Origin of the sequence: Paenibacillus sp. LK1 (assembly GCF_002750415.1) — a bacterium.
In the GTDB taxonomy this organism is placed as follows: Bacteria; Bacillota; Bacilli; order Paenibacillales; family Paenibacillaceae; genus Paenibacillus; species Paenibacillus taichungensis.
Genome location: NZ_PEII01000002.1, coordinates 515172 through 532914, shown reverse-complemented (window position 1 = coordinate 532914; position 17743 = coordinate 515172). Strand labels below are relative to the sequence as shown.

Sequence of the window (17743 nt, the reverse complement as noted above, 5' to 3'; positions counted from 1 at the left end):
TTGTCTAAACCATATTTTCAGGCCACGTTTCACATGCAAGCTCCCTCGCATGTGAAACGTGGTCTTTTTTTGTTAGTTCATATTCCGTTCATATTGTCGTCATGATGAGGACATCTTTGTTGGTTAGTCTTGAATTAAAGGCTTGTTACAGCCATTAAACAGATGAGGACAGGAGCAGATGAGTGTGACACAAGAAACCGAGAAGAAACAGTCGGGTCGATCCAAAACAAAGAAAGTATTAAACATTTTGCTTAAAGTATTTGGTGCAATCGTTATAGTCATCCTACTTTTCGTGGCCACCGTGTATAGCGTTAACAAAATCAGCAGTCATTCGGAGCAAAAAAGAATGGAAACGTATGGACAGCGCGTATCTGTAGATGGAAAACAGATGAATGTCAGCATTCAAGGAAAAGGAGAAGAAACGATCCTCCTTTTACCAGGGTTTGGAACAGCGTCACCCGCACTTGATTTTAAGCCACTTATTTCAGAACTATCCCCCTATTATAAAGTAATCGTGGTTGAACCTTTTGGTTATGGATTGAGTGATCAGACCGAAAGGGAGCGCAGTACAGCAAATATCGTAAGTGAAATCCACGAAGCGCTGCAAAGTCTTCATATTGATCGGTATATTCTCATGGGTCATTCCATTTCCGGGATCTATAGCCTGGATTATGTGAACAAATATCCAAACGAAGTAAGTGCATTTGTCGGACTGGATAGCAGTGTTCCAACGCTTAGTGAACAAAAGATTGATTCGTCAGATACACAACCGATTAAATGGTTCCGTAACTTAGGTTTCGCGCGATTACAATTAAAACTGAGTGCTGACCCTTATGATGGACAGCCTTATGATGAGCAGACTAAAGAACAATTGAACATTTTGATCCGAAAAAATATGTATAATACCACTCAATTAAATGAGGCAGAGAGTATGTATTCCAACTTTAAAGCAGCTGAACAGCTAACGTTCCCTGTTAATCTGCCGGTTCTTTTCTTTGTTCAAAAGAATCATCCGGCAGCGGAGAATTGGATTCCTGAACACGAGAAGTTAATAAAGGATTCTGCACATGGTGAAGTGGTGCTGCTGGAAGCAAATCATTATCTGTATCGTTCCCATGCCAAAGAAATTGCTGAAAACTTTATGGGATTTATGAAGGAAATCCAATAATGTGTTCACGGAAATTTATCCGACAATGACGTCTCCGTAAATTTATTAATTTATTTGCTTGTTCATATTCAGTTCATATTGATGTCACGGGGAGTACATTTTCATTGGTTAAGATTTCATTAGAAGCAAAGAAGAAAGCCGAACTAACAGTTCAAGACAGGAGAAGATGAGAGTGACACAGCCAGAGGAAAAGAAAGCGAAGAATGGATCGAGGGCCAAGAAAGTACGGAATATTATACTTAAAATACTAGGAGCAATCGTAATCGCCATTATTTTGTTTCTAGGTATTGTTTATATCACGAATGTGATCAGTAGCAATTCCGAAGCGAAAAAGATTGAGCCTTATGGTCAGCACGTATCTGTAGACGGGAAAAATATGAATGTGCTCATTCAAGGTGAAGGCAAGGAAACGATTGTGCTTCTGCCTGGTTTTGGAACAGCAACACCAGCGCTTGATTTCAAGCTGCTTATTGATGAATTATCTCCATATTACAAAGTTGTTGCAGTTGAGCCTTTCGGTTACGGATTAAGTGATGGAACAGAAAAAGAAAGAACCACAGAAAATATCGTAAGTGAAGTTCATGAAGCTCTGCAGCAACTTGATATTCATCAGTACATGCTCATGGGTCACTCTATTGCAGGCATTTACGGCATTGATTATGTGAACAAATATCCGGATGAGGTAACTGCCTTCGTAGGTATTGACAGTAGTGTTTCCACCCAACCAAGTATTACAGATGCGAAGTTCCCATTAAAAACGTTTGCTCTTCTCAGAAATACAGGTCTCTTAAGATTAATGATGAAAGTGAGTGCAGACCCCTATGAGGGACTTGCATTTAATGGTCAGACGGTTGAGCAGATGAAAATGATCTCGAATAAAAACATGTATAATCCCACGTCATTAAACGAGATGGATCATATTTATTCCAATTTTAAAGGTGCTCAAGGTTTAACCTTCCCTACAGACCTTCCACTTCTTCTCTTTGTACAAGCAAATAATGAAGGTGTAGAAGGATGGATACCGCTGCATGAAGGGCAGATCAAAGATTCGGTACATGGGAAAGTAATCACAATGGATGGTTCACATTATTTACACCATACTCAATTCAAAAAAATTGCTGAAGACGTTAGAGCTTTTATGAATGAAGCAAAATAAATATGGTGTAAACGTACACGCTTTGACTTAACAGGTGTGTATGAACGAATATGAAAACCGTCCTGCGGGGCGGTTTTTCCATAGTTAGTAAATCCAATTCGGATGATGTCCGTGATGAAAGAGAGGATTCAAATGAGATTATTTGAAATACTTTTAGTTTTATCCTGTTTCGCTTTACTGGTAGATCTATTGTTTATTAAAAGAAGTGCCAAGAAAATAGGCTTGGGTTTGGGTATAGGAAGTAGCGTTATATTATTAGTTCAATTGTTTGTTGAGGGATACAGATGGCAGTTGCTTTTGGTATATATCATGACGGCGCTATTCATACTCATCGTTTTATTCAGACATTCCGAGAAGATGGTGAATCTAAAAATAGGGAAGTTCTTGAAATATAGTTTGTCTTCCCTAATCGTCATTCTGCTGGTTGTTTCTACTGCCTTGTCTGTATACCTACCTGTTTTTAATTTGCCGAAGCCGGATGGTCCAGAGAAAGTGGGTACTCAAACGTTTCATTTTACAGACCAGAATAGAGCTGAAGTCTTAACTGAAGATCAGAGCGACAAGAGGGAGTTAATGGTCCAATTCTGGTATCCTACTGAGAACATGAATAACAACAAGCGTGACACGCTGTTTCCAAATGATAAAGAAATGTTCAAAACGTATATTCAGAGCTTCTCTGCTTCTTTAAAACTGCCCGAATTTTTGCTCGACTACTTGAAGTATAGTCAAACCAACTCTTATGAAAATGTAGAAATATTACCTTCCACAAGTCCTTATCCCGTGGTACTGCTATCTCATGGTATGGGAACCAGTAGAGTTCTACAAGCATCACAGGCCGAGAATCTTGCCAGTCATGGTTTTATCGTGGTCACAATCGATCATACGTACAGCACCTTTGCTACCCTTTTTCCGGATGGCCGTGTAACGGGCTATACAACAAAAATGACAACCATAGATGACCGCAGTGAAGTTGGGGATATATGGACAAAAGACGTTGAGTTTGTTATCAATCAAATCGAAAAGCTAAATTCAGGTGTAATTGAAAGTCAATTTAAAGGGAAGATCGATTTAAATAATATAGGCGCGATGGGACATTCTTTTGGGGGAGCAACGGCGTTTAATGCAACGTATTTAGATCAACGAATCAAGGCCGGGGTTAATATGGATGGGTCACTGAATGAAGTAGAAGATAGAGATGATATAAACAAGCCGTTTATGTTTATCAGATCGGGAAATTTTGAAGACTGGTTAGCCAATTTTGAAAGTGATAGAAATTCGGATGACGAAGTAACTAAGTTTCTTTCAGATGAGCTGCACATTATGAAAACGGTTATCAATCAGGGGGGGAATGTGATTTATATAGAAGGAACCCAGCACTTCAATTTCACGGATCTTCAATTCTATTCGGAGCTGATTAAACTGTCCGGAATTACAGGAGACATCAATGGTAAAAGAGGGTCAAACATCGTAAATCAATATGTACTTGATTTCTTTAATAAGCAATTGAAAGGATCGGGCGGAACTCTAATTCAGGGGCCGAGCGACTTGTATCCAGAGGTGAAATTTATAGATCCAAAAGAACTCTAATCAACCAAAACATTTAAACTCAGGAGATGATGTGAATGGGACGACAAACGGGAAAACGAACTTCAATCACTGCCTTAACTCTGGTGTTAATGATGTTAGCTCCAATGTCAGTCATGGCCGCACCAGCTACGAGTAACAACAGCGATCTGACGTATGAACCAACCAGGAAAATAGTAGCGGAGAAAGCGAAGATCCTTACTGAGACGTACGGTACGACCAGTGTGCAATATGCATTAATCGATGCTGGAGAGATTGTGGTGTCCGGTCAAACGGGCAAGAACGATATCAATAACAAGGTGCCTCTTACTTCGAACACGATCTATGGCATTGGTTCAACCAGTAAAATGGTGCTTACAGCAGCTGTAATGAAGCTGGTTGACGAAGGCAAGATTGATTTGGATAAGCCTGTTGTGAACTATATCCCTGACTTTAAAATGAAAGATAATCGCTACAAACAAATCACACCACGCATGCTGTTAAATCATTCTTCCGGTCTGTTGGGCAGCTCCGGCAGCAATGCCACCTTGTACGGAGATAATGATACCTATTCACATGACACTTTTCTGGATCAATTGGCGACACAGACTCTAAAAGCCGATCCAGGAGAATACTCCGTATATTGTAACGATGGTTTTACATTAGCGGAGATTCTAGTCGAAAGAGTTAGTGGCATGGGCTTTACTGCTTTTATACACAAGTATATTACAGAGCCTCTGGACATGAATCATACCAAAACACCACAGGATGTGGTTGAGCCAGCAGAAATGGCGGGAATCTATTCTCCTTTATATGAAGGCCAGCTTCCACAAGAGAATTATAATATCATCGCTACTGGTGGCATTTACTCTACCGCTGAAGATCTTGTGAAATTTTCACAGATCTTCACGGGCGAGGTCGAAGGCATTCTTTCCAGTAAGTCGGTAGAGGCCATGGCGCAAGAAGAATACAAAAGAGGCATGTGGCCGGAGGATAGCGATAGTTCTATTTCGTACGGGTTAGGGTGGGATAGTGTGAATTTGTTCCCATTCAGTGAATACGACATCAAGGCCGTTACGAAAGGTGGAGATACGATATCGTATCACTCCTCATTAATCGTACTGCCGGAATACAATCTGGCTGCAGCCGTTACCTCATCAGGTGGGACAAGTGCCAAAGATCAGTTCATTGCGAGTGAATTATTACTCAGCGCCCTTGAGGAAAAGGGTATCATTACAGAACGGAAGCCAGAAAAATCATTTGAGGTGCCAGTAAAGGCAGATATACCTAAAGAAATATCCACGTATGCAGGTATGTATGCCGCCAATAATTCGGTTAAGAAGATCGAAATGAATCATGCTGGACAAATGACTGTATCCACACTCGCAGCTCCGAGTGATTCAGCTCAAAAGTACACTTATACATCAGATGGTACTTTTGTTAACGATGAAGGCACAGAAAAGTTGAAATTTGTTACGGAGAAGAACGGAAGTACGTATCTGTGGTCTCGATCATATATATCCTTGCCAGGACTTGGGCAGTTGGCTTTCTCAGAATATACAGCAGAGAAGCTGGAAGCCAATGAATTATCCCAGGATATTACGGCTTCATGGGAGAAGCGTGAAGGTAAAAGATATTACGTGGTAAATCAGAAATATACATCAACGGTTTATCTCCATTCGTCACCAATTCTCCCGATTCATGCGGATAAAGAGACCCCAGGGTATATGTCTAATATTAAGATTATTGGAGCAAACGAAGCAGTCACTGCGCTGCAAATCCCTGGCATGGCTGGTCGTGATACAAAGGAAATCTATTTCTCTAAAAAGAACGGAGTGGAGTACATTACAGCCGTAGGTAGCGTATTCGCCAGTGAGGAAATTGTACAACCACTCTATTCGGGTAAACAATCCGCTACAACCATTCAAGCAGATAGATATGCCAAATGGTTTTCGGTACCAGCAACTGTGAAAGGAAAAGTTATGACGGTTAAGATGCCTGCAAATGGAGCCTTTGCAGTATATGACCAGACGGGTATTTGCATTAATCACACCGTAGTCAGCGGTAAGAATGAGGTTGTGTTACCAGAAAACGGCCGCATTGTATTTGCAGGCGACGTTGATTCCAAATTTGAAATTTCATTGAAATAGACGAAGTCTTTATCCCCTTTAAGTAGACACTTAAGGGGATATTTTTATGACGAAAAAAGGAAGGATCAGGGATCGTATATCATTATGTACTCAAATTTTTTTGCCTGTTCATACTCGGTTCATATAGATGTCACGAGCAGTACATTTATATTGGTTAAGCTTATTTTAGCACCAAAGCAAGATACTCTAATGAAGAGACTGACAGGAGAAGATGCGGATGATACAACAAGAGAAAATGAACGTGGTCAAGAGAACAGTCAAAAAACGAACCTCAATTGCAGCTTTAACTCTAGTGTTAACCACGTTAGCCCCACTATCAACAATGGCCGCACCGGCTACCACGAATAACAACAGCACCCTAAAGTATGAGACAACGAAGAAAACCGTGATTGAAAAAGCCAAATTGCTGACTGAGACTTACGGTACGACGAGTCTGCAATATGCGCTCATCGATGGTGGAGAGATTGTGGTGTCCGGTCAAACGGGCAAGAACGATATAAACGACAAGGTACGTCTTACTTCGAACACGATCTATGGTATTGGTTCAACCAGCAAAATGATGCTTGCAGCCGCTGTAATGAAGCTGGTTGACGAAGGCAAGATCGATTTGGATGTGCCGGTTGTGAACTATATGCCCGATTTTAAAATGAAAGATAACCGATACAAACAGATCACACCCCGTATGTTGCTGAATCATTCTTCCGGTCTACTGGGCAGCTCATTCAGCAATGCCACCTTGTACGGAGATAATGACACGTATTCACATGATACGTTTCTGGAGCAATTGGCAGGTCAAAACCTGAAAGCAGAACCCGGCGCATACTCAGTCTACAGCAACGATGGTTTTACGTTAGCCGAGATTCTGGTCGAAAGAGTTAGCGGCTTCGATTATACCGCATTCATACACAAGTTTTTCACGGAGTCTTTGGATATGAAACATACGAAAACACCACAGGATGTGGTTAACCCGGCAGAAATGGCGGCAATCTATTCCCCATTTTATGAGGGACAACTTCCAAAAGAGAATTATAATATCATTGCTACTGGAGGTCTGTATTCCACCGCTGAAGATCTGGTCAAATTTTCACAAATCTTCACGAGACAGGTCGAAGGCATTCTTTCCAGTAAGTCTGTAGAAGCTATGGCGCAAGAAGAGTATAAAAGAGGCATGTGGCCAGAGGATAGCGATACGCTTATGTCTTACGGGTTAGGTTGGGATAGTGTGAACTTGTTCCCATTCAACGAATACGGAATTAAGGCGGTTATGAAAGGTGGAGATACTTTATCTTATCAGTCCTCATTAGTGGTACTCCCGGAATACAACATGGCTGCAGCCGTTATCTCCTCAGGCGGGTCAAGCTTAACCAATCATTTCATTGCCAATGAATTATTACTCAGCGCACTTGAGGAAAAGGGCGTTATTAAAGAACGGAAGCCGGAAAAATCATTTGGCGTACCCGTGAAGGCCAATATGCCTAAGGAAATCTCCAAGTTTGCAGGTATGTATGGTGGAAATAATTCAGTTACGAAGATCAACATCAATACGGCTGGACAAATGACGGTATCTTCACTTACAGCTCCGAGTAATCCGGCTCAAGAATACACATATACAGCAGATGGTACTTTTGTTAACAACGAAGGTACAGATAAGTTGAAATTCGTTGTCGAGAAAAATGGGAATACCTACTTGTGGTCACGGTCTTATATATCCGTTCCAGGACTCGGACAGCTGGCTTTCTCAGAATATAATGCGGAGAAGCTGGAAGCCAATAAATTATCAAAGGAGATTAACGCCGCATGGGCAAAGCGCGATGGTAAAAAATATTATCTGGTGAATGAGAAATACACATCAATGGTCTATCTCAATGCTTCATCGATCCTGCCTATTCATATGAATAAAGAGAATCCAGGGTATATGTCCAATAATAAGATTATTGGAGCTAACGAAGCAGCCAATCCTTTGCATATTCCGGGTACTGCCGGACGTGATACGATGGACATTCATTTCTCCCAAAAGAACGGAGGAGAGTATCTTACAGCTTCGGCTTATGTATACGCCAGTGAGGAACTTGTAAAACCCATCTATCCGGGTAAACAATCCGCAACAACCATTCAAGCAGATGGATATGCTAAATGGTTCTCGGTACCAGCGACTGAGAAAGGAAAAGTCATGACGGTGAAAATACCCGCAAATAGCGCCTTTGCCGTATACGACCAGACGGGAATTTGTATTAATTACACCGGGGTCAGCGGTAAGAATGAAGTTGTCTTACCAGAAAACGGTCGTATTGTATTTGCAGGTGAGGTTGGCTCCCGATTTGAAATTTCATTAAAGAAGTAAAATGAATAGAGTTTCAAATGGCTGTACAATAAACGAACTCAACAGGAGAGAACCATCATGATGAAAAAAATATTTATCATTTTGCTCAAAATATTCGGTGCCATAGTTATCGCTTTTGCATTATTTATTGCCACTGTTTTTATTGTAAATGTAATTAGCAACAAATCGGAGGAAGGGAAAATAAAAGCCTATGGTCAGTCCGTAGCGGTTGACGGGAAAAACATGAATGTGTTGATCCAAGGAAAAGGTGAAGAAACCGTGGTATTGCTTCCGGGGTACGGAACGCCTGCCCCAGCTCTCGATTTTAAACCGCTCATCGATGAGCTATCACCATTTTACAAAGTCGTTGTCATTGAGCCTTTCGGTTATGGATTAAGTGACGTAACTGAAAAAGAGCGTACCACGGAAAATATGGTTAGTGAAATTCATGAAGCGTTACAGCAGCTTAATATTCATCGTTACACGCTCATGGGTCACTCTATTTCAGGAATTTATGGACTGGACTATGTGAACAAATATCCAAACGAAGTAACTGCCTTCGTCGGGATTGATAGCAGCGTTCCAACGCAGGGAGGTAACGATGATCCATTTCCAACCGAAACGTACAAACTGCTTAAAAAATCAGGATTCTACCGATTGTTAATGAAACTGGCCCCTGATCAACTGATTGCACCCGATGTTGATGATGAAACCAGAGAACAGATTAGAATGCTCTCACTCAAAAATACGTTTAATCCGAATAACTTAAATGAAGGCGAAAATTTTGGTCCCAATTTCAAAGCTGCTGAAAACTTGAGCTTCCCTAGAGATTTGCCTGTCATTTTCTTTTTACAAGCGAATGATACCGAAACGGAAGGTTGGATACCTTTGCATGAAGAGCAAGTCAAAAATTCAGTACATGGTAAAGTGATGACATTCGAAGGTGGACATTATTTACACCATACCCGGTCCAAGGAAATAGCCGAAAACTTCAGGAAGTTTATGAACGAAGTAAAATAAACTTAGAGCAAACGTAGTTTCAGGATTGATTTCAGAAAGAATGAAACGCCCGTTCCCCAATAGAACACCGGGGAACGGGCGTATTTTCCATGCTCATTATTATTGATTTGTTAACGAAATTTCGAACCTTGAACCAGCTTCACCAGCAAATACAATCGTACCGTTTTCAGGTAAGGTAACTTCATTCTCGCCACTAACCACGGTATGGTTCGTACTGATACCTGTCTGGTCATATACAGTGAAAGCGCCTTTCGAAGGCATCTTCACTGTCATCACTTTACCTGCGGCTGCTGCCGGTATCGAGTACCATGTCGCATAACCGTTTGTTTGAATCGTTGTCTTCGATTGTTTCCCTGAATAGAGTGGTCTCACAAGTTCTTGACTGACGTAGACCTTTCCTCCTGCTGAGACGTATTCCACGCCGTCTTTCTCAAAGAACTTATACTCCATCGTATCACGCCCAGCCAAGCCTGGAATTTGCAGTTGGTTCACAGCCGAATTTGCATCAATAATTTTATTGGTATACACATACCCTGGTGCTTCATCGAACATATGAATAGGGATAATCGGCGTTGCACTGTCATATACCGTTGAGGTGTATTTTTCATTCACCAGGTAATAAATGTTGCCTTCACGCTTCTGCCAAGCGGCTGTTACATCTTCGGGTAATGTATTGGTTTCGAGCTTTTCTGCCTTGTATTCCGAGGAGGCGATCTGTCCAAGCCCTGGCACAGACTGATACGAACGGGACCACAAGTATGTATTCCCGTTATCTCCTTGGGCGAATTTCAACTTTTCTGTACCTTGCTCGTTCACGAAAGAGCCATCTTCAGTATACGTATACTTTTGTTCGGTACTGTTCGGCGACAATAGCTGGGACATCGTCAACTGTCCTTCATCATTCACTTCCAACTTCAATAACGAGCTGCCAACCGCCCCATAAATGCCAGCATACTGCGTTAGCTCTTTCGGCATGGTTGTTTTTACAGGGGCGCCAAATGATTTTTCCGGCTTCCGTCCTTCAATAATATCCTTTTCCTCAAGTGCGCTAAGCAACAGTTCGCTGGCAATCAATTGGTCGGTTGTGCTTGACCCACCTGAGGAAGTAACGGCTGCAGCCATATTGTATTCCGGAAGCACAATTAATGACGAATGATAGGCAATCGTATTCCCGCCTTTGGTAACTGCCTTGATGCCGTATTCGCTAAATGGGAACAAGTTCACACTATCCCACCCTAACCCGTACGAAATAGATGAATCGCTGTCCTCTGGCCACAGGCCACTTTTGTATTCTTCCTGCGTCATGGCTTCTGCTGACTCACTGGAAAGAATACCTGTGATCTCTCCCGTAAAGATTTGCGAAAATTTGACCAGGTCTTCTGCAGTAGAGTAAATGCCTCCAGAGCCAATCATATTCGTGTTCTCTAGTGGAAGTTGTTCCTTATTCAGCTGCGAATAAGTTACCGCCATTTGGTCAGGATCAACCAGATCCTGCGGCGTTTTGGTATGGCTCATACCCAAGGGTTCGGTGAAATTCTGTTGGATGAAATGGCTAAAGCTCATGCCACTAACCTGTTCAACCAGAATCTCCGCTAACGTAAAGCTATCGTTACTATACACCGAGTAGGCTCCCGGATCTGCCTTCAAATTTTGCTCGACCAATTGATCCAAAAATGTATCATGTGCATAGGTATCATTGTCCCCATACAGTATGGCACTACCGCTTGAGGTTCCAAGAATCCCAGATGAATGATTCAGCAACATACGAGGTGTGATCTGTTTGTAACGGTTATCTTTCATTTTAAAGTCAGGGATATAGTTCACAACCGGCACATCCAGATCGATCTTGTCTTCGTCAACTAGCTTCATCACAGCGGCTGTGAGCACCATTTTACTGGTTGAACCGATGCCGTACATTGTATTAGAAGAAAGGGGGATACGGCCCTCTGGGTCGTTTTTGCCTACCTGTCCGGAGATCACGATCTCTCCCTCATCCATGAGTGCGTACTGCACACTTGTTGTACCATATGTTTCGGTAAGGAGCTTGGCCTTCTCCATCACCGCTTTTTGGGTCATATCATACGTAAGGTTACTACTGTTACTGGTTGCCGGTGTGGCGAGAGCAGTCATTGGGGCTAACATGGTTAACACCAGGGTTACGGCGGCGAATGAAGTTCGTTTTTTTAGTGTCAATCTCATCTTCTCCTGTCTTATCTGTGGATTGGGGATCTCTGTGGTGGTACGTAAGCTAGTGTACTCTAGGACGGTGAACTGAATATGAATTGGCCCAGAATAAAATGGAAAAATACGGGTTGACAGAAAAATCCCTTGCGTATACAATCGTATACATAAACAATTCGTATACAAATGTATACGAAAATGGAGGTGCTTCACAAATGAGAGAAAGACATATAAATGTGAACGAACAACCTGATCGCCATGGAGAGCGGTCCAGACGCGGTCGTGGGGAAGATGAGCAACAAGGTGAACGTTCAAGACGTGGGAGAGGGCATGGAGAACATCACGGAAAACGGGGTAATGGGGCACAAACGTTTCGTCGTGGAAGAATTCTAGTCTTTTTGGAACAAATGCAGAATCGAAGAGCTACGTTGGCTAGACAGCTTGGTCAGGAGGAGTTCCGTAATATACATCAGATGATCAGTGGTGAGTTGAAAGCGATTGATCAGGTCATTGATGAATACATCCAACTTTTTGAATTACAAAATGAAGAAGAAAGCCCTAATCAGGATCTGGAGAGTGAATAAGAATGGTTCGTCGTTTTTTCTCGTATTATCGTCCTTACAAAAAACTGTTTTTAATTGATTTTGGTTGTGCCGTAATAGCTGGTTTACTAGAGCTGGCATTTCCACTTGCTGTAAGCAAGTTCATTAATGAGTTGCTGCCAGGTCAAGATTGGCCACTCATTATCCTCGCATGTATTGTATTGCTGTCGATCTATGCGCTGAATACCGTCTTGAATTATGTCGTGACCTACTGGGGACATATGCTTGGCATTAACATTGAGACCAACATGCGTTCGAAGATGTTTGCTCATTTGCAAAAGTTATCCTTCCGGTTTTTCGATAATCGTAAAACGGGTCATCTGATCGGTCATCTTACGAATGACCTTAACGATATTGGCGAGGTGGCTCACCATGGACCAGAGGATGTTTTCATCGCAGTGATGACATTAATCGGATCTTTCTGGCTCATGGCGAACATTAATTTAGAGCTTGCACTGATCACCTTTGTCATTATTCCTATCATGGCCTGGGTCATTATCGTGTTCGGTGGGCGTATGACGAAGACCTATCGGCGCCTCTTCGGCGATGTGGGGAATTTCAATTCCCGTATTGAAGACAACGTAGGCGGAATTCGTGTCGTTCAATCATTCGCTAACGAAGAGCATGAGAAAAAACTATTTTCCGTAGACAACGAGAACTTCCGTAAAACAAAGCTGCTTGCTTACAAAACGATGGCGAAGAGTATATCGGTCAGCTACATGATGATGCGTCTGGTTACTGTGTTCGTTATGATTAGCGGTGCCTGGTTCTTTATCGATGGCAGAATTGATATGGGTGATTTCATGGCATTCCTGTTGTTATCCAACATCTTCTTCCGTCCGATTGAGAAAATTAACGCCGTAATCGAAAGTTATCCTAAGGGCATTGCAGGATTCAAGCGTTATCTGGAAATCATTGATACTGAGCCGGAAATCGCCGATGCGAAAAATGCCGTTGAGCTAAAAAGCGTCCGTGGAGATATTCGCTTCGAAAATGTCTCATTCGGTTATGAGGAAAATCGACGTATTCTGAATAATATCAGTTTGTCCATCAATCCAGGGGAAACCGTTGCATTTGTGGGTCCTTCGGGTGCAGGTAAAACGACCATTTGCAGTCTGCTTCCACGATTCTATGAAGTAGAGGAAGGTCGGATCACCGTTGATGGAGTTGATATTCGTGAGGTTCAGCTGGAATCATTGCGTAGACATATCGGTATTGTTCAACAAGATGTATTTCTCTTCTCAGGCACAATTAAGGAGAATATCGCTTATGGCGATTTAACGGCTACAGACGAACAAATCTGGGATGCAGCCCGTCGTGCCTCTTTGGAAGAGTTGCTTCTTACTTTGCCAGAAGGGATCGATACGATCATTGGTGAACGTGGTGTCAAACTTTCCGGAGGTCAAAAACAGCGCTTGTCCATTGCTCGTATGTTCCTGAAAAATCCACCGATTCTCATCCTGGACGAAGCAACGTCCGCTCTGGATACCGAAACTGAAGCATTAATCCAGAAGTCCTTGGCGGAACTGTCAGTGGGTAGAACAACACTTGTTATTGCACACCGACTGACAACCATCAAGAATGCAGATCGCATCCTTGTAGTCAATGCGGATGGCATCGCTGAGCAGGGGAACCATGAGGAACTGGTCGCTGCCGGAGGCATATACAGCAGACTTCATCAGGTGCAATACAGCCATTCCTAATAGCCAAAAAACAAACCGTGCATTTGCGCGGTTTGTTTTTTGGTTTTTCAATAAAGTGGCATTCATTTGAAATATAAAGTTCATCAATATTATATATTGTTGACAACGTCCACTAAACTGATTATTATAATGTTGACAATGTCCACTAAAGGGGAGGGTTTCACATCGACTCTCAGCAAATAAATGCAGATATGTTGACTGAAATGCGGCGTTTTAACCGTTTTTATACCAATATACTCGGTGTACTCGATAAGCATATCCTGGGAACGGGATACTCCTTCGCTGAAGCAAGGGTCATTATTGAAATTGGCATTCAAGGGGAGAGCATTGCGAACAATCTGGTGGATACACTGACCATAGATCGCAGCTACATGAGCCGGATTGTAAGTAAACTGACCAGAGAAGGGCTGCTGATGAAAGTGGATTCAGCTGCTGACAGCCGGGTTAGTTTGATTCGCCTGACTGAAAAAGGGCAGGAGCTTTACGGTGAGTTGAATGAACGTTCAGATCAGCAGATTGTGAAGTTAATGCAAGGTTTGGATGAGGAAGAGATCAGAGAAATTTACGCTTCAATGATGAATATTCAGGATAAGTTGAACAAAAGAGCAGGAGAGACAAGACGATGATACGATTCGAATGTGATTACAACGAAGGCGCGCATGAGCGCATTTTGCAAAGACTGATTTCAACGAACATGGAACAAACGAGCGGTTACGGTAAAGATGCCCATTGTGATCGGGCGAGAAGTCTCATTCGACAAGCTTGTGAAAATGAACAGGCGGATGTGCATTTTTTGGTTGGGGGTACACAGACCAATACAACGGTTATTGCCTCCATTTTGCGTCCGTACCAAGGCGTGATTGCAGCGACTTCGGGCCACATCGCGGTCCATGAGACGGGAGCGATTGAAGCCACAGGTCACAAAGTGATCACGGTACCGAGCGAAGATGGGAAGATCACGTCAGATCAGGTCAAAGCGGTCTATGATGCCCATTGGAATGATGCAGCACCTGAACATTGTGTCCAGCCCGGAATGGTTTACATATCCCAGCCTACTGAGAACGGTACAATGTACAGCAAGGCAGAGCTGCAAGCATTGTTTGATGTGAGCCGGCAGTGTGGTCTCCCGTTCTTTATTGATGGGGCACGTCTTGGGTATGCTCTTGCTTCCCGAAATTGTGATATGACTCTCGCTGATCTCGCCCGCCTATGTGATGTATTCTATATTGGCGGAACCAAGATCGGAGCATTGATGGGAGAAGCGGTAGTCATCCTGAATGACAAGCTTAAGCCAGATTTTCGTTATATGATCAAACAAAAAGGCGGCCTGCTTGCCAAAGGCAGATTACTGGGCATTCAGTTTGAAACGCTGTTTGAAGATGGTCTGTATCTTGAAATTTCCCAGCATGCGGTGGACATGGCCATGTTGATTCATGATTCGCTTGCGGAGCAAGGTATTACTTTCCTATATGATTCACCAACCAATCAGCAATTTCCGATTCTGCCAGATGATCTGCTTCAGGATTTACGCAGCCGTTACTCGTTCACATTCTGGGAAAAGGTGTCCGATACACACAGCGTCGTTCGTTTTTGTACCAGTTGGGCAACCCAGCGGGAAAATGTGGACTCACTGATTCGGGATATTTCCCATGCTCTGAACAAATTGAAAGCTTGTGTGTAATCATTAATCCCTAAAGATAGTACATCGGCGGAGTAAAACGCCAAAGAAGAAGTCGCCATTTTAATGGCGACTTCTTTTTTTGTTTACTGCTAAATGTTCCATGAATGTACTTCTAAAATTGAATCACGACCATTTGATGACAGGACCACTCCGGTATCGTGTAGGTCACAAGGCCATTCACCTGACTGAATGAGAGACTAAGGTTCTGTGGCGCCAGATACACATCTTGTACTTGTTCGGCAGCCGCAACCGTCACCTCTGTATTGATAAGTGGAGGGATATCCTCGATAACTTCCACACCTTGTCCTCTACGTACTGGAGAGGCATACAGTAGATGATTCACCCAACGGTTCGAGTTCTTCTGAATCTGCAGCGTGGTAACCCCTTGGGCAGGTAGGTTGGTTATCAGCGACTTGTTGTTACTCAGTAAACGGTCCAACGCGTAACAGATGATTTCCTTGACAGCCAAACTCCCCTTCGTCGCATAATCTTCAAAAACATTCCACGCGATATAGATTCCATCCTGACCTTCAGCCATGCCAGTTCCCGATTCCTGCAGATCAGAAGGGGTATGCTGGTGAGAGCAGAACGTGAACAAGTCACGGTTAAAATATGAATTTTCCTTACTGCCAAGTACGATGCCGTCTGTCGTGGGCACTGTGTTCTGTCCTTCGGTGTACATGACGAAAGAGGCTGTACGCAGCGAAGGAAGCTCGAAATTCGGACGGAAATAGGAGGGACGGAATGGGGAAACATCCTGATATTCTACACCCAAATCGAATTCAAAGCCCGTACCATCCGGTGAGAGTCCGGAACGGCCAGTGGCGAGAATTTTGCCGCCCCCGGCAAGAAATGCTGTCAGTTTGGTTTTGATTGACTCTGTAATGCTAATGGCATCCGGCAAAATAACAACTTTATATTTGGATAGATCAGCCTGCAGATCTACTACATCGAAGAGATAGTGGCCTTCCAGCAAAACTCTTACAGCGCCGGTATCGTGGTGGTGCATGTGCTGGTTATGAGGATCGACTCCGGTTTCCCATAAGGCTGCCTCCACTGACAGCAATGCGATATCAGCCATAGCGGTAGTATCTCGACACCATTCTTCCTTCGCTTCTACCTCACGGTAAGCTTCCCCGATCAACGAATACGTGGCATGATCCATCTGACCGCCCGGATGCAGCTGATCTCCAATGGAGCAGCGTGCCCCGTTCGCAATGCTCAGTGCAGTTTCATAGCGCAGCGCGTTGGGGTGCTTGTATCCGCCGAATTCGCCCCAGGAGGTATGGAATTTTCCGGTCATGCCGAGGAAATCCATGCCCAATGTCTGCGCATAACGTGCAGAGAGCGGGAAGTGGTCGTACCCCCAGCCACCCGTTGGTAGCGATTCCAATTCCAAATGGGTATTCACATGAGCGAGATCCCGCCGCCCACGGTCGACGTGACTGCTGTTGTGGAACACTGGTAGTCCGGGTTTCACTGCATGCACAGTCTCATTCATTCGATTAGCATAACGAGCATACGTCTGTTCCCACAGTTTTTTCATATCTTGAATGTTTCGTGGATCGGAGCCCTGTGAGCGAATCTCGGCAACACAATATTGACAATAACATTCCCGAACACCAACGATATCGAGGAAGATGCCGTCCACATCATATTTCTTTACGACTTCCTCTACCTGTAGGGTGAGAACGTCAAGATAAGGGGTGTTCATGCAAAATTGATGATAGCCTGGCGTCATGAAGTCGGCTGTCCAACTGATCTGCTCCTGCTGATTGCGGATGAGCCATTGTGGATGTTTGCGGGCGAGTCGCTCATCCAGGCCAGCGGAGAGATAGACCGGAGTCTTCACACCTATCTCATGAGCAGCCTCAATCTGGGCACCCAGAAGATCGAAATTCAGATGTGGATGCATTTGATTGGCGGTAGTCGGATGATAGGCCCAGCCATGATGGCACTTGGAGAATATGGTGATGGAATCGACATGCCCGGTTTTGAGCATCTCCTGAAATTGCTGCTTCGAAAAATCACGGCCAATGCCTTCAATGGCTTCTGACGTATGAAAATCGAGATGAACCTGACGAAATTTCATGCTTGCTTCCCCCTGGTCATTAAATGATAGAATCATATTATATCTACCACTCTAATCGATCATCAGCTTCGATACAGCTGACAATCACGACTATATATAGCACATTA

At 43.4% G+C, this 17743-nt stretch carries 12 protein-coding genes; 10 read left to right on the top strand and 2 right to left on the bottom strand.

Annotated elements, in window-relative coordinates:
* Window positions 1-178 precede the first annotated feature (178 nt).
* The 6 genes from CS562_RS06050 (at window position 179) to CS562_RS06025 (ending at window position 9377) form a co-directional block, all read left to right on the top strand.
* Window positions 179-1168: an alpha/beta hydrolase gene (locus tag CS562_RS06050; protein ID WP_099854349.1), complete on the top strand. Its 990-nt coding sequence runs from the start codon at window positions 179-181 to the stop codon at window positions 1166-1168.
* A 172-nt stretch (window positions 1169-1340) separates the two neighbouring features.
* Window positions 1341-2324, top strand: a complete 984-nt coding sequence (locus tag CS562_RS06045; protein ID WP_099854347.1) for an alpha/beta hydrolase — start codon at window positions 1341-1343, stop codon at window positions 2322-2324.
* Between the two features lie 132 nt (window positions 2325-2456).
* Complete coding sequence (locus CS562_RS06040; RefSeq protein WP_099854613.1) at window positions 2457-3911, top strand: alpha/beta hydrolase family protein; 1455 nt, start codon at window positions 2457-2459, stop codon at window positions 3909-3911.
* A 35-nt stretch (window positions 3912-3946) separates the two neighbouring features.
* Window positions 3947-6037: a serine hydrolase domain-containing protein gene (locus CS562_RS06035; protein WP_099854345.1), complete on the top strand. Its 2091-nt coding sequence runs from the start codon at window positions 3947-3949 to the stop codon at window positions 6035-6037.
* Window positions 6038-6254: 217 nt separating this feature from the next.
* Window positions 6255-8378, top strand: a complete 2124-nt coding sequence (locus CS562_RS06030) for a serine hydrolase domain-containing protein (protein ID WP_099854343.1) — start codon at window positions 6255-6257, stop codon at window positions 8376-8378.
* 57 nt (window positions 8379-8435) lie between these two features.
* Window positions 8436-9377, top strand: coding sequence for an alpha/beta hydrolase (locus CS562_RS06025; protein ID WP_076288401.1), 942 nt, complete (start codon window positions 8436-8438; stop codon window positions 9375-9377).
* A 99-nt stretch (window positions 9378-9476) separates the two neighbouring features.
* On the opposite strand, the gene CS562_RS06020 is transcribed toward CS562_RS06025, so the two are convergent.
* Window positions 9477-11576 (bottom strand): serine hydrolase domain-containing protein, encoded by a 2100-nt coding sequence (locus tag CS562_RS06020; RefSeq protein ID WP_099854341.1) that lies wholly within the window; start codon window positions 11574-11576, stop codon window positions 9477-9479.
* 197 nt (window positions 11577-11773) lie between these two features.
* On the opposite strand from CS562_RS06020, the gene CS562_RS06015 reads away from it, so the two are divergent.
* The 4 genes from CS562_RS06015 (at window position 11774) to CS562_RS06000 (ending at window position 15544) form a co-directional block, all read left to right on the top strand.
* On the top strand, window positions 11774-12142 hold the full coding sequence (locus tag CS562_RS06015; RefSeq protein WP_099854339.1) for a hypothetical protein: 369 nt from the start codon (window positions 11774-11776) through the stop codon (window positions 12140-12142).
* Between the two features lie 2 nt (window positions 12143-12144).
* Window positions 12145-13863 carry an ABC transporter ATP-binding protein gene (locus CS562_RS06010; protein WP_076288403.1) on the top strand — a complete coding sequence of 573 codons (1719 nt, stop codon included), beginning with the start codon at window positions 12145-12147 and terminating at the stop codon, window positions 13861-13863.
* Between the two features lie 191 nt (window positions 13864-14054).
* A complete protein-coding gene (locus CS562_RS06005; RefSeq protein ID WP_257219392.1) occupies window positions 14055-14489 on the top strand; it encodes a MarR family winged helix-turn-helix transcriptional regulator in 435 nt (144 codons plus the stop codon).
* Window positions 14486-15544, top strand: a complete 1059-nt coding sequence (locus CS562_RS06000; RefSeq protein WP_099854336.1) for a threonine aldolase family protein — start codon at window positions 14486-14488, stop codon at window positions 15542-15544. Before CS562_RS06005 ends, CS562_RS06000 begins: the two co-directional genes overlap by 4 nt.
* Before the next feature lie 112 nt (window positions 15545-15656).
* Here the strand turns inward: CS562_RS06000 and CS562_RS05995 are convergent, their stop codons facing one another.
* Window positions 15657-17636, bottom strand: coding sequence for an alpha-amylase family protein (locus CS562_RS05995; RefSeq protein WP_099854334.1), 1980 nt, complete (start codon window positions 17634-17636; stop codon window positions 15657-15659).
* Between the last annotated feature and the right edge of the window lie 107 nt (window positions 17637-17743).